Source organism: Xanthomonas sp. SI (genome assembly GCF_014236855.1).
Lineage (GTDB): Bacteria > Pseudomonadota > Gammaproteobacteria > Xanthomonadales > Xanthomonadaceae > Xanthomonas_A.
Map to the genome: position 1 here is coordinate 1,388,166 of NZ_CP051261.1, position 17,547 is coordinate 1,405,712.

The window sequence follows — 17,547 nt, forward strand, 5'->3', positions numbered from 1 at the left end:
GCGGGGGCATACTTTCCCGCCATGGCCGCCGTTCCCAGCGATATCGTACAAAGCCCGCTGCCGCGCCTGAAGCTGACGGAGATCTTCCTGTCGCTGCAGGGCGAGGCCGAGAGCGCCGGCTGGCCGACCGTGTTCGTGCGCCTGACCGGCTGCCCGCTGCGCTGCAGTTATTGCGACACGGCCTACGCCTTCCACGGCGGGCAGTGGTGGGACATCGACGCGATCCTGGCCGAAGTGGCGCGCCATGGCGTGCGCCATGTTTGCGTGACCGGCGGCGAGCCGCTGGCGCAGAAGCGCTGCCTGCGCCTGCTCGAGCAACTGTGCGACGCCGGCTACGACGTATCGTTGGAAACATCCGGCGCGCTGGACATCGCCGAAGTGGACCCGCGCGTATCGCGGGTGCTCGACATCAAGACCCCGGCCTCGCAGGAAGCGCATCGCAACCGCTGGGAGAACCTGCCGCTGCTGACCGCCCACGACCAGATCAAGTTCGTGCTGTGCGGCCGCGCCGACTACGACTGGGCGCGCGCGATCGTCGCCGAACACCGCCTGCACGAACGCTGCACCGTGTGGTTCTCGCCGAGCAAGAGCGAACTGGCGCCGCGCGACCTGGCCGACTGGATCGTCGCCGACCGCCTGCCGGTGCGCTTCCAGATGCAGCTGCACAAGCTGCTGTGGAACGACGAGCCGGGCCGGTAAGAAGCCGGGATTGGGCATTCGGGATTGGGGATTCGCAGAAGCCCTCGCCGACGTCCGATCGCGTGCTGTAGCTTTTGCAAATCCCCAATCTCCAATCCCAAATCCCGGCCCTCCAATGAAAAACGCCGTCGTCCTACTCTCAGGTGGCATGGATTCCGCCGTCGTCGTCGCCATCGCCCGCGAGCAGGGCTATGCCGTGCATGCGCTGAGCGTCAGCTATGGGCAGCGGCATACCTCCGAACTGGACGCGGCCACGCGCGTGGCCGCCGCGCTCGGTGCGGTGGCGCACAAGACCGTCAACGTCGACCTGCGCAGCATCGGCGGCTCCGCGTTGACCGACGACATCGATGTGCCGGACGCGGGCGGCGAGGGCATCCCGATCACCTACGTGCCGGCGCGCAACACCATCATGCTGTCGGTGGCGCTGGGCTGGGCCGAGGTGCTGGGCGCGGCGGACATCTTCTGCGGCGTCAACGCGGTGGACTATTCCGGTTACCCCGACTGCCGTCCCGAGTTCATCGACGCGTTCCAGACCCTGGCCAACCTGGCGACCAAGGCCGGCGTGGAAGGTGCCGGGCTGCGCGTGCACGCGCCGCTGCAGCGCATGAGCAAGGCCGACATCGTGCGCGAAGGCGAACGCCTGGGCGTGGATTTCGGCCTCACCGTGTCCTGCTACCGCGCCGATGCCGACGGCCGCGCCTGCGGCCACTGCGACGCCTGCCGCCTGCGCGCCGCCGGCTTCGCCGATGCCGGCGTGGCCGACCCGACCCGCTACGCCTGATTTCGCGTTGACGCGGGGCTGGGGTAGAATACGCACCCCGGCGCAAGGCCGGGGCATTGTTTTGGGCCGTTAGCTCAGTCGGTAGAGCAGAAGACTTTTAATCTTTTGGTCGATGGTTCGAATCCATCACGGCCCACCAATTCGATCAGCGATTCAAGCATCGTCTTCGCTGGTTTCGCCACAGCCTCCTGAATCACGCCTGAGAACGCTCGCAGTGAACGGGAACGCGGAACTTTGGTTGCCGCAGTGAGTGCGGCGCCGTGATACGTCGAATGAATCCGCAGGCAGCTTTCGTAGTCGAAGCTTCTTTGCCGTGAACCTGGGTGCCTGACCGCAAGTCACTGTGCGAAGTGCTTCGGTCGCGACAAGCGCAGCAACTGAGCACGCTCGGTTCAAACGCGTTGCCGGCCACCCTGCATGCCGCGCGCCGCCGTGCGCAGCGCCTGTCCGATGTGCTGCAGCACGCTTGAGCGCACCGCCGCGTGCTGCCAATACAGCGGCACGTCGAGCCAGCGCTGCGGATCGATGACGACGATCCGCTTCTCGCGTAATCCGGACGTGAGCATCTGCTCGGGAGCGAGGCACCATCCGAGGCCGCGCGCGGCGGCTTCGACGAAGCCGGTCGAGGTCGGCAGGTAGTGGATGGGCGGGCTCAGGCGGGTGCGGGTGATGCGCCGCACGAAGCGGGCCTGCAGCGCATCCTTGCGGTTGAACACCATCATCGGTGCCTGTGCCAGCGCCGCCGCTGTGAATCCTGCGGCGAAGTGGCGCGCGACGAACGCCGGCGAGGCGATCGCGTGGTAGCGCATGCTGCCCAGGGCATGCACGTTGCAGCCCTGCAGCGGCTTGCTCGCGGAGGTGACCGCGCCGAGCACGGTGCCGTTGCGCAGCAGCTCCAGCGTGTGGTCCTGGTCGTCCACGTGCACGTCGAACAGGAAACCGTGCGCGTCGTGCAGGGCCGACAGCGCGGCGAGAAACCAGGTCTGCAGCGAGTCGTCGTTGACCGCGATCGCGATGCTGCGCGCGGGTCCGGCGTCGGCCGCACTCGGCCGGAAATCGGCCATCGCCTCGGCCTCCAGCGCCTGCATCGGCCGCACCCGGCGCAGCAGCGCTTCGCCTGCGGGCGTCGGCCGGCAGGGTGACTGGCGCACCACAAGCACCTGCCCGAGGCGGTCCTCGAGCGCCTTGATCCGTTGCGAGACCGCCGACGGCGTCAGCGACAGCCGGCGCGCGGCCGCCTCGAAGCTGCCTTCGTCGAGCACGGCGGCGAAGGCAGACAATTGCGGATGAAGCAGGTCCATGCATCCAGCCGGTTAGAATTTCTTCATAGCCTACAGAATATTTAGTTTGGCTAATCACCCTGCCCAGGCCAGCATGCGCTTCCCGCAGTCCTGGCCATCCTCATGATTCTCGAAGCATCGCTTGCCGGCTTCATCGCCGGTGCCGGCTTGATCGTCGCGATCGGCGCGCAGAACGCGTTCGTGCTGCGCCAGGGCTTGCAGCGGCAGCATGTGGGCATGGTGGTGGCGGTCTGCGCCTTCGGGGATATCGCCTTGATCGTGCTTGGGGTCGCCGGCATCGGTGCGCTGGTGCAGCAATGGCCCGCACTGCTGCAGCTGCTGCGCTACGCAGGCGCGGCCTTCCTCGGCGTCTACGGCCTGAAGGCGGCGCGACGCGCCTGGCGCGGTGCCGGTGCATTGAAGGCGCAGGGCGAGGTGCCGGCGAGCTGGCGCCGTGTGTTGCTGACCTGCCTGGCTTTTACCTTTCTCAATCCGCACGTGTACCTCGACACGATGGTCCTGCTCGGCAGCCTGTCCACCCGCTATCCGGGCGCGCTGCGCTGGGCGTTCGCGTGCGGCGCCTGCCTGGCGAGCGTGGCCTGGTTCTGCAGCCTGGGCTATGGCGCGCGATTGCTGCAGCCGCTGTTCCGCAAGCCCGGCGCATGGCGGGTGTTGGACGCCTGCATCGCGGTGTTCATGCTGGTGCTCTGCCTATTGCTGCTGCTGCGACCGCTCGGCTGACGCGCTCGGCCGCAATGCGAAGTACTGCAACGGCACGCGCCGGGTGCGGTTACGCCAGCGGCAAGCAGCTGCAAGCGAAGCGCCGGCCCCGCGTGGCCGCTACGCGGAGGCGGGCGCGCTCCTGAGCATCCCGGCCAGGCTTTCGCTGAGGATCAATTGCAGGTGCATGCGCTTGAGTTCCACGCCCATCATCATCAGTTGCAGACCAGCGCACATCGCCGCGACCGCGTAGACGCGCGCCTGGAATTCCTGCTCGCTGCCGTTCCAGCTGCCGTGTTCGCGCAACAGACGCTTGAGCATGTTGCCGAGATGTTCGACCAGGGAGACGGCCAGACGCCGCGCATACGCGGTCAGCTCGGGGTCGCGCGCGGCGGCCAGGTCCATTTCCAGGTTGAACCTCAACCGCCGCTCGTCGACCTCGGACAGCAGCCATTCTTCCAGCGTACCGGCGATGAAGTCGGTCGCGTCCAGGTGCGGCGGCCGTTCGGTCGTCCACATCGCGCGCAGCGACCTCTCGTAACTGCGCTCCATCAGCGCCCGCACCAATCCGCGCCTGTCGCCGAAGCGCCGGCGCAATGCGCTGCAGGAGACGTCGCTGGTCTCGGCGATCAGTTCGAAGGTGGTCGCGCCGACACCCTTGTCGGCGATGCACTGTTCGGCCGCGTCCAACGCGGCGTCGTAGCGGCGTTGCTCGCGTTCCCTGACGCTGCGCAGGTCAACGAGGTTGGACATGGAGATCGATCCTGGACGGGAAAGTACATGGTGACGCGGTTGTGCCGTTGGCGCCATGCCGGACCAGCGCGAGTGCGGAGTTGCGATACGGGGACGACGGCGGCCGAATCATGTCTTCGCGTATAATAATCATTCTCGTTAGTCGGCGGCGCCTGGATGGTGCCGTCTCGTCCCCAAGGACCCGTTGATGCGTTTGCCGCTTTCCCTGTTCGCCGCGATGTTGCCGGCGACGGCCGCCATTCCCGATGCCCGGGCGCAGTCGCCCTCCACGCAAACGCTGGACGCCGTGGTCGTCAGCGCATCGCGTACCGACCAACCCGCTGATACGGCGCCGCAGACCGTGGTGGTGATCGACCAGCAGGAGATCGCCCAGCAGCTCAGCATCAGCAGCAATTCGTCGGATCTGCTGTCCAGCCTGCTGCCGTCGTATACGCCCAGCCGCGGCAAGATGAACGGCAGCGGCGAGACCTTGCGCGGACGCACGCCGCTGATCCTGGTCGACGGCATCCCGCAGTCCAATCCGCTGCGCCCGACCGGGCGCGAAGCGCACACCATCGACTATGCGATGGTCGAGCGCATCGAGGTGATCCAGGGCGCCAACGCGATGAACGGCCTGGGCGCCACCGGCGGCACCATCAACCTGGTCACGCGCCGCCCGCAGCCGGGCGCGCTCAACCAGCATGTCGAGGTGCAGGCTACCGTGCCTACCACCGACGTCGATGCCGAGACCACGGGCTACAGGACCAGCTACCGCATCGACGGGCGCCGCGACAAGCTCGACTACCTGCTCGCGGTCGGCTACGAGGACCAGGGCTTGTACCTGGACGGCGACGGGCGCGCGATCGGCACCGACGTGACTCAGGGCGATCTGATGGCCACGCGCGCCTACGACGTGCACGCCAAGCTGGGCTACTGGATCGACGACCGGCAGGAGCTGCAGTTCAGTTCCAACCGCTACCGGATCAAGTCCAAGGCCGAGTACCTCGGCGTGGCCGGCGACCGCGATCTCGGCATCCCGACTACGTCGGTGCGCGGCCGGCCCGAAGGCACGCCGCCATGGAACGACGTGTGGACCACCGGCCTGTCCTATGCCCATCACGACCTGGCGGGCATGGAACTGAAGGCGATGGTGTTCAATCAGGAATTCGAAGGCCTGTTCGGCGCCGACAACTCGGCGACCTTCCAGGATCCGCGTATCGCGCCCAATGGCACGCTGTACGACCAGTCGCGTTCGGTCGCGTCCAAGTGGGGGTCCAAGACCAGCCTCGGCAAGGACGATCTGCTCGATGGCCGGCTCAAGCTCACCGGCGGCTTCGACACCCTATGGGACAGCGGCAAGCAGGACCTGTACGGCACCGGCCGCACCTATGTGCCCGAGTCGGAGTACCGCGACCTGGCCGCGTTCGTGCAGGGCGAATACCGGCTGCTGCCGCAGCTGACCGTGCATGGCGGCGTGCGCCACGAAGACGCGAAGCTGAGCATCGACAGCTACCAGACCCTGGCCCGCTACAACCGGGTGCAGGTGCAGGGCGGCAGCCTGTCCTTCGCCGAGACGCTGTACAACGCCGGCGCGGTGCTGGCGCCGAGCGAGCGCTTCAACGTCTTCGCCAGCTATTCCGAAGGCTTCGGCATGCCCGACGTGGGCCGCGTGCTGCGCTCGATCAACACGCCCGGCACCAGCGTCGCCAGCCTGAGTGCGCTGCAGCCGGTGCTGACCCGCAATGTCGAACTGGGCACGCGCCTGCGCGGCGCGGCGTGGGATGTCGATGTCGGCGTGTTCCAGTCGCGCTCGGACTACGGCACCCGGGTGATCGCGGTGGACGGCGCGTTCCAGATGGCGCGGGAGAAGACCCGCATCGAGGGCGTGGACGCCAGCGCCAAGTACCGGCTCAATGAGCGGCAGCGCCTCGGCCTGGCCTATGCGTACACGCGCGGGCGCTACGACAGCGACGGCAATGGCAGCCTGGACGCGCATCTGGACGGGCTGAACATCGCGCCCAATCGCGTCATCGGCAGCTGGTCGTCGCAATGGACGCCGCGGCTGTCCAGCTTCGTACAGGCGCAATACGCGTTCAGCCGCAGCTTCGACGATCCGCAAAAGCGCTTCAGCGGCTACGCGTTGGTCGATGCGGCGCTGAACTACCGGCTGCGCCAGGGCGAACTGCGCCTGGCCGTGGCCAACCTGCTCGATCGCCAGTACATCACCTACTACTCGCAGAGCGCGCTGGTCGAACCGGACCGCTACTTCGCCGGGCGCGGGCGCACGCTGACGGTGGGCTACAGCCTGGATTTCTGATCTGAGTGGCGGCTGCTGCACGGCGCAGGCGTGGAATGCACGGGTTCGTGTGTTGCCGCGCGCACGTCGCGACGTGCTTTGGTCTGGCGACGGATGCGGGGAGGCGGCGGAAGTGGACGTTTCGCCTGCTGATCCCGTCACGGCGAATTCTCCTGCGCGGCGCGGCGCGGAGCTTGGCTTGGCGCATGCGCTGGCTGGCGCGCATGCCGAAACGTTGGTTGCCTAGACCTCGGTGCGACGGGTGCATGCGCGCGCGATGCTGGCGCAAGCACGCAGTCCCTCCTGCGTGGCTGGCTAGCCGCTACCAGCCGCCGTAGGGATAGCCATAGCCGCCGCGGCCGTAATAGCCGCCGTGGCCTTCGCTCTGGCCCACGCTGATGCTGATGCCGACTTCGCGCGGCTTGCCGTCGTCGTTGTAGTAGGTCTTGCACAGGTTGAGGTTGGCGGCCTGATAGTTGCTGTTGCCGCCGCGCGAGGAATAGCCGAAGCCGGTGGCGACGCTGCCGTGCACGTCGCCCTTGCAGCGGTCGGCGCGCGCCTGCTCGGCCTCGGCCAGGGCCTGGGTGGCCGCGGCTTTCTGCGCCGAGGCCGAGGTGCCGCTGGTGTCGCCGTAGTAGGCGCCGGGCGGATCGGCCTTGTACACAGGGTCGGTGCCGTAGGTGATCGGCTGCTGCGGCACGCTCAGGTCCAGCGCGCGCTTGGCCGCTTCGCTGTCGCTGCTGCCGGAACCGCCGTCGGCGGAGGTTTGCGCCATTGCCGGGCCGGCGAGCAGGGCGCAGGCGAGCAGGAGGGATCGTTTCATCGGACGTACGCCAAGGAAAGAGGGACTGGATGGCGGCAGCGCCGCTGCGCGCCACCATGAGCCGACGCTATCAATATCACGTTGAACCCGGCCTGTCGGCGCCGGGGAATTTTCTTGCCGGCGCCGGCCATCTTTCGCGATGCGGCGGCAAGCGCCGTCTTCCGCCTACTGCCGCTAGCCTTGCTGCAGCACGATATCGACCAACTGCTGGCCGTAGCGGGCCAGTTTGGTACCGCCGATACCGCCCACATGGGCCAGCTCGTCCAGGCTGGTCGGGCGCTGTTCGGCGATATTGCGCAGGGTGCTGTCGTGGAAGATCACGAACGCCGGCACGTTCTGCTCCTTGGCCAGGCCGGCGCGCAGGTCGCGCAGTGCGTTGAACAGGCTCAGGTCCTGCGGCTGCACCGGGACGCCGGTACGCGGGCTGCCGCTGCGGTCGCCGCGTTCGCGGCCGCGGCTGGGCGCCTCGCGGCGCATCATGATCTGGCGTTCGCCCTTGAGCACCTGGCGGCTGGCGTCGGTCAGGCGCAGCCCACCGTAGGCGTCGCTGTCCACTTCCAGCAGCCCGGTGGCGACCAACTGCCGGAACACGCCGCGCCAGGCGCGCGCGTCCAGGTCCTTGCCGATGCCGTAGGTGCTGAGCTGGTCGTGGCCGAACTGCTTGATCTTCTCGCCGTCGCTGCCGCGCAGGATGTCGATCAGGTGGCCGACGCCGAAGCGCTGGCCGCTGCGGTAGACGCAGCTCAGCGCCTTCTGCACGGCCACGGTGGCGTCCCAGGCCGCGGCCGGGGTCAGGCAGTTGTCGCAGTTGCCGCAGGGCTGCGGATAGGTCTCGCCGAAGCCGGCCAGCAGCACCTGGCGCCGGCATTGCATCGATTCGCAATAGCCCAGCAGTTGGTCGAGCTTGCGCCGCTCCACCCGCTTGCGGTCTTCGCCGGCTTCGCCCTTTTCGATCATCTGCTTGAGCAGCACCACGTCGCCCAGGCCGTAGCACAGCCAGGCCTCGGCGGCTTCGCCGTCGCGCCCGGCGCGGCCGGTTTCCTGGTAGTAGCCTTCCAGCGACTTGGGCAGGTCGGTATGCGCGACGAAGCGCACGTCCGGCTTGTCGATGCCCATGCCGAAGGCGATGGTGGCGCACATCACGATGCCGTCCTCGCGCAGGAAGCGGCGCTGGTTGGCGGCACGCACCTCGGCCGGCAGGCCGGCGTGGTAGGGCAGGGCGTTGAGTCCTTCCTTGGCCAGGAACTCGGCGGTCTCCTCGACCTTGCGCCGCGACATGCAGTAGACGATGCCGGCGCTGCCGCGGTGCACGCGCAGGAAATCCAGCAACTGGCGCTTGCTGTTGTCCTTCTGCACCACGGTGTAGCGGATGTTGGGACGGTCGAAGGAGCTGACAAAGTGTCGGGCCTGGGTCAGGTCCAGGCGTTCGGCGATCTCGCGCTGGGTCGGCGGATCGGCGGTGGCGGTCAGGGCGATGCGCGGGATCTGCGGCCAGCGCTCGTGCAGCACGGTGAGCTGCCGGTACTCGGGGCGGAAATCGTGGCCCCATTGCGACACGCAGTGCGCTTCGTCGATCGCGAACAGGGCGATGCGGCTGCGTTCGAGCAGGGACAGGAAGCGCGGGGTCAGCAGGCGTTCCGGGGCGACGTACAGCAGGTCCAGCTCGCCGGCCAGCAGTTCGCGCTCGACCCGCTGCGCGGTCTCGCCGTCCAGCGTGGAATTGAGGTATTCGGCGCGCACGCCGAGTTGGCGCAGCGCTTCGACCTGGTCCTGCATCAGCGCGATCAGCGGCGAGATGACGATGCCGGTGCCGTCGCGCAGCAGCGAGGGGATCTGGTAGCACAGCGACTTGCCGCCGCCGGTGGGCATCAGCACCAGCGCGTCCTGGCCGGCGGCGACGTGTTCGACGATGTCCTGCTGCGGACCGCGGAACTGGTCGTAGCCGAACACGCGGCCGAGTACGGAATGGGCGGAAGATTGCATGCGCCTAGGATACCGCGTAGGTCAAGCGCGGCAGTGCGCTGCTGCCACGCAGCGCGATGTCAGGCGCCAGCGGTCGCGTGCGTAGGCATCGACCGACGCGCGCGGCGCCTGCCGACGAAGTGGCCTATCAGCAGCACCGGCAACGCGACCAGCAGCGCCACCGAGCAGGCCAGCACCGGCGCGATCATCGCCAGCACTTGCGCGGTATCGTCGGCGTCGTATCCGCGCGCCCGCACCGCCATTGCCACCAGGCCCAGGCCGCTCAGCAGCACCAGCAGCGCCAGTGCGGTCATCTTCGGCACGCTGCGCTGCTGCGGCTGGCAGCAGTCCACTGCCAGGGCCAGGGCGACGCACGCGGCCCATACCCCGGCGAACCAGTTCAGCGCGGGGACGAGAAAACTGATGCTGTAGCCGATCGCGGTGAGCACGGCGAGCAACAACGTGACCAGGCCATGTCCGCCATTGGTGGGCACGCCCGAGTCGCCGAGCTGCCACAACGCATAAAAGCCGGCGGACAAGCCAGCCGCGATAGCGACGACGCATCCCAGCACGATGGCCAGCAGCGGGCGACGCAGCGAGGGATACGCAGCACTCATCGAACGTCCATGTGGGCGGGCCGCGACCCTGGTGCGTCAGTATGCAGGATGTACGTGAGGCAGGAGGCCTCTTGCGCAGAGGCTTCCAGCGTGCAAGCCCCCCTTGAGTCAAGGGGGCGCGCCGACAGGCGCGGGGTTGTGGCAGGCGAGTGAGCAGGGGCCCAAAGTTTCGCCATCGGCGAAACTTTGGGTAAGCCCGCCAGGGGGCGAAGCCCCAGGGCTTATTGCAGCAGCGACCGCAGCATCCACGCGTACTTCTCGTGGGTCTGCAGGCGCTGGGTCAGCATGTCCACCGACGGGTCGTCGCCGGCATCGTCGGCGGTCTTGAGCGCCTTGCGCGCGGTGCGACACAGCGCCTCGTTGCCGACCACCAGCTGGCGCACCATCTCGCGCCAGTCGGCGCTGTCGCTCAGGCCCGGCTCTTCCGGGATCGAGGTCAGCGCGGCGAATTCCTTGTACGAACCCGGCGCGTTGAAGCCCAGCGCGCGGATGCGCTCGGCGACGTCGTCCAGCGCCGCCCACTGCTCGGTGTACTGGGTCTCGAACATCAGGTGCAGCGAGTTGAACATCGACCCGGTCACGTTCCAGTGGAAGTTGTGGGTCTTCAGGTACAGGGTGAACGCGTCGGCCATGAAGTGCGACAGGCCGTCGGCGATCTTCTTGCGGTCGCCGCCGCTGATCCCGATATCGATGTTGGGCGCGGACGGCGCCAGCGCCGCCAGCGGCGTGGTGGACGCGGCCTGCTTGGCGGGGCTCTTGGTCTTGCCGGGGGTCTTGCTCTTGGCCATCAGGGAATCCTCTTGAGGGGTTGGGAACGATATGGCGTCACAATAGACAGACTAAAGCATGCGCTGTTATTCAAAGTTCAACGGCACCCGATTGATGAGCACTATCGAAAAACACCTGTCCACCCGCCTGCGCGAGCGCCGCGACGCGATCGACGGGGCGCTGACCCGCGACCGCGGCCGCCTGTTCGGCCTATGGTCGCGCTGGCAGGCCGCGCCCGGCAATCCCGCATTGGAGGCAGCGTTCGAGCAGGCGCTGGGCCAATCGCGGGCGCGCTGCGAGGCGCGTGCGGCGGCGGCGCCGGCGATCACCCTGGACGAGCAGTTGCCGATCGCGCGCGAGGCCGAACGCATCGTGGCGCTGATCCGCGCGCACCAGGTGGTGGTCATCGCCGGCGAGACCGGCTCGGGCAAGACCACGCAGCTGCCCAAGCTGTGCCTGGCCGCAGGCCGCGGCGCCGCCGGCATGATCGGCTGCACCCAGCCGCGGCGCATCGCCGCGCGCGCGGTGGCCGCGCGCGTGGCCGAGGAACTGCGCACGCCTGTGGGCGGCGCGGTGGGCTTCCAGGTGCGCTTCAACGACCGGGTCGGCGAGGAGACCCGGATCAAGTTCATGACCGACGGCATCCTGCTGGCCGAGATCGCCAGCGACCGCTGGCTGTCCAGCTACGACACGATCATCGTCGACGAGGCGCACGAGCGCAGCCTCAACATCGATTTCCTGCTCGGTTACATCAAGCAGCTGCTGCGCAAGCGCCCGGAGCTGAAGGTGATCGTGACCTCGGCGACGATCGACACCGCGCGCTTCGCCGAGCATTTCGACGGCGCGCCGGTGATCAGCGTCGAGGGCCGCACCTTCCCGGTGGAAGTGCGCTACCGGCCGCTGGAAGAGCCGGGATTGGAGAGTGGGGATTCGGGATTGGCAGAAGCGCGAGAAGGCCAACGTTCGCCGCGAACGGCCGTTGCGGTTGCGAATCCCGACTCCCGAATCCCCAATCCCGGCCTCACCGTCAACGATGCGATCGTGGCGGCGGTGGACGAGATCACCCGGCTCGACCCGCGCGGCGACGTGTTGCTGTTCCTGCCCGGCGAGCGCGAGATCCGCGATGCGCACCAGGCGCTGGAGCGGCGCAAGTACCGCGAGACCGAAGTGCTGCCGCTGTACGCGCGGCTGTCCAACAGCGATCAGGACCGGGTGTTCAATCCCGGCCCGCGGCGGCGCCTGGTGCTGGCCACCAACGTCGCCGAGACATCGCTGACGGTGCCGCGGATCCGCTACGTGGTCGATCCCGGCTATGCGCGGGTCAAGCGCTACAGCCCGCGGCAGAAGCTGGACCGGCTGCACATCGAACCGATCTCGCAGGCCAGCGCCAACCAGCGCAAGGGCCGCTGCGGACGCGTGGCCGAGGGCATCTGCTACCGGCTGTACGCCGAGGCCGATTTCCAGGCGCGGCCGGAATTCACCGATCCGGAGATCCGCCGCTCCAGCCTGGCCGGGGTGATCCTGCGCATGCTGCAGCTGGGGCTGGGGCGGATCGAGGATTTCCCGTTCCTGGAGCCGCCGGACGAGCGCGCGGTGGCCGACGGCTGGCAGCAGCTGGTGGAACTGGGCGCGGTCGGCGAACCCGACCGCCATGGCCTGCGCAAGCTCACCGAGATCGGCCGCAAGATGGCGCGGCTGCCGGTGGACGTGAAGCTGGCGCGGATGCTTGTGGCGGCGCAGCAGCATAGTTGCCTGCGGCCGATGCTGGTGATCGCCGCGTTCCTGGGCATCCAGGACCCGCGCGAGCGCCCGCCGGAAGCGCGCGAGGCGGCCGACAACGCGCACGCCAGGTTCGCCGATGCGCGCTCGGAATTCGTCGGCATCCTGCGCCTGTGGGACGGCTACCGGCAGGCGCACGAGGAGCTGACCCAGTCCAAGCTGCGCGACTGGTGCGGGCGCAACTTCCTCGGTTTCCTGCGCATGCGCGAATGGCGCGAACTGCATCGCCAACTGCACCTGCTGTGCGAGGAGCTGGGCTGGAGCGAGGAGCCGGCGGCGGCCTCGCTGCTGCCGTTGCTGGCCGGCGCCGCGTCGCCGCCGCCCGCGCGCGATGCCGAGACCAACGCGCGCGCCACGCGTGGGCAGCTGCATCGCGCGGCGCGGCTGGCGCGCGAAGGGCGCAGCGAGCCGGCAGCGGTCGCGCCGGCCGCTGCCACGCCCGCGCCGCCCGCCAACGAAACCGACGACGCACCACGTGCCAGCGAGCGCGAACGCGCCGCCGCCTACCAGGCGCTGCACCGCGCGCTGCTCGCCGGCCTGCCGACGCAGGTCGGCCATCGCACCGAGAAGGGCGATTTCCTGGCGCCGCGGCAGCGCCGCTTCCTGCTGTTCCCCGGCTCCACGCTTGCCCGCAAGCCGCCGCCGTGGGTGCTGCCGGCCACGCTGCTGGACACGCAGAAGGTGTGGGGCATGACCAACGCCGCGGTCGAGCCGGACTGGGTCATCGCCGAGCTGCCGCACCTGCTGGCGCGCAAGCATTTCGATCCGCATTGGTCGCGCGCGCAGGGGCAGGTGCTGGCGTCGGAGCAGATCAGTCTGTTCGGGCTGGTGCTGGCGCCGAAGAAGCCGGTGCATTACGGCCGCATCGACCCGCCCGGCGCGCACGAGCTGTTCGTGCGCCAGGGCCTGGTGCCGGGCGAGATCAACACCCGTGCCAGTTTCGTCGCCGACAACCAGAAAGTGTTGGCGCAGGCGCACGAGGAAGAAGCCAAGCTGCGCCGCGCCGGCATCGTCGCCGACGAGGACTGGCAGGCGCGCTGGTACCTGGACCGGATTCCCGGCGAAATCCACTCGGCCGCCGGCCTGGACGCGTGGTGGAAGGCGCTGCCGCCGGAGCAGCGGCGCGCGCTGCACTGGTCGCTGACCGATCTGCTGCCGGGCGAAGGCAGCGAGGCCGACCGCTATCCGAAGTATTTCGCGCTGGGCGATGCGCGGCTGGCGCTGCACTACAAGTTCGAACCCGGTGCGGCCGACGACGGTGTGACTCTGGAGGTGCCGCTGCACCTGCTCAATGCGCTGGATGCGGCGCGGCTGTCGTGGCTGGCGCCGGGCTTCGTCGCCGACAAAGCCGCGGCGCTGATCCGCAGCCTGCCCAAGGCGCTGCGCCGCAACTACGTGCCGGCGCCGGACTTCGCCCGCGCCTTCTACGAGGCGTTCCCGCAGCCCAGCGCCGACGACATGCGCGGCGAGCTGGCGCGCTTCCTGCAACGCGCCACCGGCGCGGCGCTGAGCGCGCTGGACTTCGACGAAAGCGCGCTGGAACCGCACCTGCGCATGAACCTGCGATTGCGCGACGATGCCGGCAAGGTGCTGGCCGAATCGCGCGACCTGGACGCGTTGCGCGCGCGCTTCGGCGACCGCGCCGGGCAGGCGTTCGCCGCACGCGCCGGGCGCGAGATGGCCGCGGACGGACTGCGCGAGTTCCCGTCCGCGCCGATCCCGCTGCAGGTACCGGGCGAAGCCGGGGTGCCGGCGTATCCGGCGCTGGTGGACGAAGGCGAGGCGGCGGCGCTGCGCATCTTCGCCGACCGTGCGCAGGCCGAGGCGGCGCATCCGCGCGGCGTGCGCCGGCTGCTGGAGATCGCGCTGGCCGACAAGGTCAAGCAGGCGCGCAAGCAGCTGCCGGTGTCGCCGAAGACCGGACTGCTGTATGCGGCGATCGAGTCGCAGGAGCGGCTGCGCGGCGATCTGGTCGATGCGGCGTTGAATGCCTTGCTCGAAGATGGCCTGGACGCGATCCGCGACCCGGGCAGCTTCGCCCAGCGCCGCGATGCCGCCGGCAAGCAGTTGTTCGGCGAGGCGATGGAGCGGCTGAAGCTGGCCGAGGCGATCATGGGCGCGGCGGCGGAACTGAAACCGCAGCTGGAATCGCCGCTGATGGGCTGGGCCAGCGGCAACCTCGACGACCTGCGCGCGCAGCTGGCGGCGCTGGTGCATCCGGGCTTCCTGCGCGAAACGCCGGCGACCGCGCTGGCGCAGTTCCCGCGCTACCTGCGCGCGATGATCCTGCGCGCCGAACGCGCCAAGCGCGATCCGGCGCGCGACCAGGCGCGGATGCTGGAGCTGAAGCCGTTCGTGGATGCGCTGGCCGCTGCCGCCGCGGCCGGGCGCAGCGCCGATCCGCAGTGGCAGGCACTGCGCTGGGACCTGGAGGAATTGCGCGTGTCGCTGTTCGCGCAGGAACTGGGCGCCAAGCCGGGGATCTCGGCGAAGAAGCTGGCGCAGAGAGTTACGGCGTTGAGGTGAGACTCGGGACTCGGGACTCGGGACTCGGGACGACAGGATGATGTTCCTGCGCAAATCGCTGTCAAGCGATTTGATGAAAAAAGTGCCGCTTTCTTTGAAGAAAAAGCGACTTTTCTAGCTGTGGATCATTCGCTTTTCTGTAGGAGCGGCTTCAGCCGCGACGCGTTATCGGTAAAGCGTCGCGGCTGAAGCCGCTCCTACAGAAAAGCAAACATGCGGCGCACTTGCGAAAATCCCGAGTCCCGAGTCTCCGATCAATCATCCACCCGCTCGCCCATCAGCTCGCGCTGTCGCTTGTCCAGCTCCTCGGCGTAGCGCTTGCGCACGAAGCTCTCGGTCAGCACGCCGAGCACCTTGCCGTCGGCGTCGACCACCGCCAGTTCGTCGCTCTGGGTCAGGTCGAACTGGCGCATCGCGGTGACCACGTCGGTCTCGGCGCGTAGCGCCACGTCGCGGTTGCCGGCGTAGTCGGCAATGGCCGCGTCGGCGTTCACGCCATCGGCGTAGGCCGCGGCCAGCGTCACCAGCCCGGCGTAGTGGCCGTGTTCGTCTTCCAGCACCACGCGCACGCCCGAGCCGAGCGGGAAACGGCGGCGGAACTCGGCCACCGAGGTGCCGGCGGCGAGCGGGTGCACGTCCTGGCGCATCATCCGCCCGGCGCTCAGGTGCTTGACCCAGCCTACGTCGCGCGCGCTCTTGATGGTCTCGCCGCGCAGGTGCAGGCGCCAGGTCGAGAACGAATAGCCGAATACCTGGCGCACGATGGTGTTGGCCACCAGCACCGCCACCATCACCGCGCTGGCCAGCACGAAATCGTGGGTGCCCTCGAGCACCAGCATCGCCATCGTCATCGGCGCGCCGACCACCGCCGCGGCCAGCGCGGCCATGCCCGCCAGCGAGGCGGCGGTGCCGTCGACCAGGGCCATGCCGGTACCCAGGTTCAACAGCCCGGCGAACAGGCCGCCGACCAGCGAGCCCATGAACAGCGAGGCGAAGAACAGGCCGCCGCGGAAGCCGAAACCCAGGGAAATGCCAGAGGCCAGGCACTTGAGCAGCAACAGCACGCCCAGCCAGCGCAGCGAGGTCGGGCTGGTCAGGTCCAGGTGCAGCGCGCCGTGCCCGGAGGAGAGCACCTGCGGGGTGATCAGCGCCAGCGGGATCAGCATCAGGCCGCCGGCCACCGGCCGCGCCCAGCGCGGCAGCGGGCTGCGGTTGACCGCCTGCTCGATCGCGGTGACCAGGCGCATCACCGCCACCGCCAGCAGCGCGCAGATCACGCCGAGCAACGCATACAGCACGTAGTCGCGCGCTTCCAGCGCGGACGCCGCCGAGGCCGGCAGCAGGTACGGCTGCACGCCGGCGGCCTGGGCCACGAACACCGCGCCCAGCGAGGCCACCGCCACCGGCGCCAGCGCCGATGGCGAATACGCGCCGATCACGATCTCGAATGCGTAGAACGCGCCGGCCAGCGGCGCGCCGAACGCGGCGGCGATGGCCGCGCCGGCGCCGGCGCCGACCAGGGTGCGGATGTCGGCGCGGCGCAGGCGCAGGATCCGTCCCAGATGCGAGCCGCTGCCCGCGCCCATCTGCGTGTACGCCGCCTCCAGCCCGACCGAGGCGCCGCAGCCGTTGGACAGCAGGGTCTGCGCGGACACGATCAGGTTGTCGCGCATCGACATGCGCCCGCCGTACAGCGCATTGGCTTCGACCGCATCGATCAACTGGCGCTTGCGCGCGCGTGCGGCCATGCCGAGCAGGCCGACCAGCAGCCCGCCCAGCGGCAGCACCAGCAACTGGCCCAGGCTCAGTTCGGGCATCGCGCTGAGCCGGGCATCCACGTCCAGGCCGTACAGCCAGGCCTGCGCGCCGTGCGCCAGGCCGCTCTGCAGCAGGGTCAGCAGGCCGGCGACCAGGCCGACCAGCAGGGCCAGCGCGATGAACCAGACATCGCTGGCGCGGAAGCGCCGGCGCAGCGCGTCGGCGAGGCTGTGCGAGGCGTCGGCCAGGCCCAGCCGAGGTTGCTGGCGCACGTTCACGGCATGCGCCTTACTTGACGCGGCGCACCTTGGCCTGGGTGTTGTAGTTATCGACCTGCATGTACCACACGCCGGCGATGCCCGGCTTGATCCGCACCTTGGGCGCGCTGCGGCGCACGCTGCTCAGGCTGGCGGACTCGGTCTGCTCCCATTCCTGGCCGTTGGCCAGCACGTAGCGGCGGCCCTTGGAGAAGCCGGTGAACTCGCCGACCAGGGTGCTTTCGATCGGCTCCTGGCTGCCGAAGTCGAAGAAGCCGCGGTTCTTCACGATCACTTCCTGGCGGCCTTCTTCCTTGGCTTTCTCCAGCGCCACCGCGGTCTCCTTGGCGACCTTGCCCTGCAGCCAGTCGTTCAGTGCGGTCAGTTCCTGCGGCGACAGCTTGTCCAGCCCGGCGGCCTTGAACTCCTGCGCCGACATCTGCGTCTGCAGGTCGCCGGCGACAGTGCGCTGGGCGGCGGCGGGAGCGGCGGACACGGCGAGCGCCGCGCACAGGACCAGGGGAGTGAGGCGCGCAAGCAGCATGGCGG

At 69.0% G+C, this 17,547-nt stretch carries 13 protein-coding genes and 1 tRNA gene; 6 read left to right on the forward strand and 8 right to left on the reverse strand.

All coding sequences use genetic code 11. The features are described 5' to 3' along the window. Positions 1-21: 21 nt before the first annotated feature. The 3 genes from queE to HEP75_RS05870 all read left to right on the forward strand — a co-directional run bounded on the left by queE (position 22) and on the right by HEP75_RS05870 (position 1,619). The gene (queE, locus tag HEP75_RS05860; RefSeq protein WP_185825772.1) at positions 22-699 is read left to right on the forward strand and encodes a 7-carboxy-7-deazaguanine synthase QueE; all 678 of its coding nucleotides are present in this window, start codon (positions 22-24) and stop codon (positions 697-699) included. Positions 700-814: 115 nt separating this feature from the next. After that, complete coding sequence (queC, locus tag HEP75_RS05865) at positions 815-1,480, forward strand: 7-cyano-7-deazaguanine synthase QueC (RefSeq protein WP_185825773.1); 666 nt, start codon at positions 815-817, stop codon at positions 1,478-1,480. A gap of 63 nt (positions 1,481-1,543) precedes the next feature. Beyond that, positions 1,544-1,619, forward strand: a tRNA-Lys gene (locus HEP75_RS05870). Positions 1,620-1,872: 253 nt separating this feature from the next. Here HEP75_RS05870 and HEP75_RS05875 read toward each other — a convergent pair. Then, on the reverse strand, positions 1,873-2,781 hold the full coding sequence (locus HEP75_RS05875) for a LysR family transcriptional regulator ArgP (RefSeq protein ID WP_185825774.1): 909 nt from the start codon (positions 2,779-2,781) through the stop codon (positions 1,873-1,875). 102 nt (positions 2,782-2,883) lie between these two features. On the opposite strand from HEP75_RS05875, the gene HEP75_RS05880 reads away from it, so the two are divergent. Next, positions 2,884-3,501, forward strand: a complete 618-nt coding sequence (locus tag HEP75_RS05880; protein WP_185825775.1) for a LysE/ArgO family amino acid transporter — start codon at positions 2,884-2,886, stop codon at positions 3,499-3,501. Positions 3,502-3,600: 99 nt separating this feature from the next. Here HEP75_RS05880 and HEP75_RS05885 read toward each other — a convergent pair whose 3' ends face one another. Beyond that, complete coding sequence (locus tag HEP75_RS05885) at positions 3,601-4,233, reverse strand: TetR/AcrR family transcriptional regulator (RefSeq protein WP_185825776.1); 633 nt, start codon at positions 4,231-4,233, stop codon at positions 3,601-3,603. A 187-nt stretch (positions 4,234-4,420) separates the two neighbouring features. Here HEP75_RS05885 and HEP75_RS05890 point away from each other — a divergent pair, with 187 nt between their 5' ends. After that, complete coding sequence (locus HEP75_RS05890) at positions 4,421-6,529, forward strand: TonB-dependent receptor (protein ID WP_185825777.1); 2,109 nt, start codon at positions 4,421-4,423, stop codon at positions 6,527-6,529. A gap of 301 nt (positions 6,530-6,830) precedes the next feature. On the opposite strand, the gene HEP75_RS05895 is transcribed toward HEP75_RS05890, so the two are convergent. From HEP75_RS05895 to HEP75_RS05910, 4 genes are all read right to left on the reverse strand, one after another. Then, positions 6,831-7,331: a hypothetical protein gene (locus tag HEP75_RS05895; RefSeq protein WP_185815583.1), complete on the reverse strand. Its 501-nt coding sequence runs from the start codon at positions 7,329-7,331 to the stop codon at positions 6,831-6,833. Between the two features lie 174 nt (positions 7,332-7,505). Then, positions 7,506-9,314 (reverse strand): DNA helicase RecQ, encoded by a 1,809-nt coding sequence (recQ, locus tag HEP75_RS05900; RefSeq protein ID WP_185815584.1) that lies wholly within the window; start codon positions 9,312-9,314, stop codon positions 7,506-7,508. A 59-nt stretch (positions 9,315-9,373) separates the two neighbouring features. Continuing rightward, positions 9,374-9,910 carry a hypothetical protein gene (locus HEP75_RS05905; RefSeq protein ID WP_185825778.1) on the reverse strand — a complete coding sequence of 179 codons (537 nt, stop codon included), beginning with the start codon at positions 9,908-9,910 and terminating at the stop codon, positions 9,374-9,376. A gap of 221 nt (positions 9,911-10,131) precedes the next feature. Next, positions 10,132-10,698 carry a Dps family protein gene (locus HEP75_RS05910; protein WP_255423692.1) on the reverse strand — a complete coding sequence of 189 codons (567 nt, stop codon included), beginning with the start codon at positions 10,696-10,698 and terminating at the stop codon, positions 10,132-10,134. A 94-nt stretch (positions 10,699-10,792) separates the two neighbouring features. On the opposite strand from HEP75_RS05910, the gene hrpA reads away from it, so the two are divergent. Beyond that, positions 10,793-14,983, forward strand: a complete 4,191-nt coding sequence (gene hrpA, locus HEP75_RS05915) for an ATP-dependent RNA helicase HrpA (RefSeq protein ID WP_185825779.1) — start codon at positions 10,793-10,795, stop codon at positions 14,981-14,983. A 254-nt stretch (positions 14,984-15,237) separates the two neighbouring features. Here hrpA and HEP75_RS05920 read toward each other — a convergent pair whose 3' ends face one another. After that, on the reverse strand, positions 15,238-17,019 hold the full coding sequence (locus HEP75_RS05920) for a chloride channel protein (protein WP_185825780.1): 1,782 nt from the start codon (positions 17,017-17,019) through the stop codon (positions 15,238-15,240). Positions 17,020-17,029: 10 nt separating this feature from the next. Next, positions 17,030-17,542, reverse strand: a complete 513-nt coding sequence (locus tag HEP75_RS05925; RefSeq protein WP_185815588.1) for a hypothetical protein — start codon at positions 17,540-17,542, stop codon at positions 17,030-17,032. Positions 17,543-17,547 lie beyond the last annotated feature (5 nt).

Coding starts and splice junctions, on each gene's coding strand:
- queE (WP_185825772.1), top strand. CDS start 22: ATGGCCGCCGTTCCCAGCGATATCGTACAAAGCCCGCTGCCGCGCCTG.
- HEP75_RS05905 (WP_185825778.1), bottom strand. CDS start 9,910: ATGAGTGCTGCGTATCCCTCGCTGCGTCGCCCGCTGCTGGCCATCGTG.
- queC (WP_185825773.1), top strand. CDS start 815: ATGAAAAACGCCGTCGTCCTACTCTCAGGTGGCATGGATTCCGCCGTC.
- HEP75_RS05875 (WP_185825774.1), bottom strand. CDS start 2,781: ATGGACCTGCTTCATCCGCAATTGTCTGCCTTCGCCGCCGTGCTCGAC.
- hrpA (WP_185825779.1), top strand. CDS start 10,793: ATGAGCACTATCGAAAAACACCTGTCCACCCGCCTGCGCGAGCGCCGC.
- HEP75_RS05885 (WP_185825776.1), bottom strand. CDS start 4,233: ATGTCCAACCTCGTTGACCTGCGCAGCGTCAGGGAACGCGAGCAACGC.
- HEP75_RS05910 (WP_255423692.1), bottom strand. CDS start 10,698: ATGGCCAAGAGCAAGACCCCCGGCAAGACCAAGAGCCCCGCCAAGCAG.
- recQ (WP_185815584.1), bottom strand. CDS start 9,314: ATGCAATCTTCCGCCCATTCCGTACTCGGCCGCGTGTTCGGCTACGAC.
- HEP75_RS05880 (WP_185825775.1), top strand. CDS start 2,884: ATGATTCTCGAAGCATCGCTTGCCGGCTTCATCGCCGGTGCCGGCTTG.
- HEP75_RS05895 (WP_185815583.1), bottom strand. CDS start 7,331: ATGAAACGATCCCTCCTGCTCGCCTGCGCCCTGCTCGCCGGCCCGGCA.
- HEP75_RS05890 (WP_185825777.1), top strand. CDS start 4,421: ATGCGTTTGCCGCTTTCCCTGTTCGCCGCGATGTTGCCGGCGACGGCC.
- HEP75_RS05925 (WP_185815588.1), bottom strand. CDS start 17,542: ATGCTGCTTGCGCGCCTCACTCCCCTGGTCCTGTGCGCGGCGCTCGCC.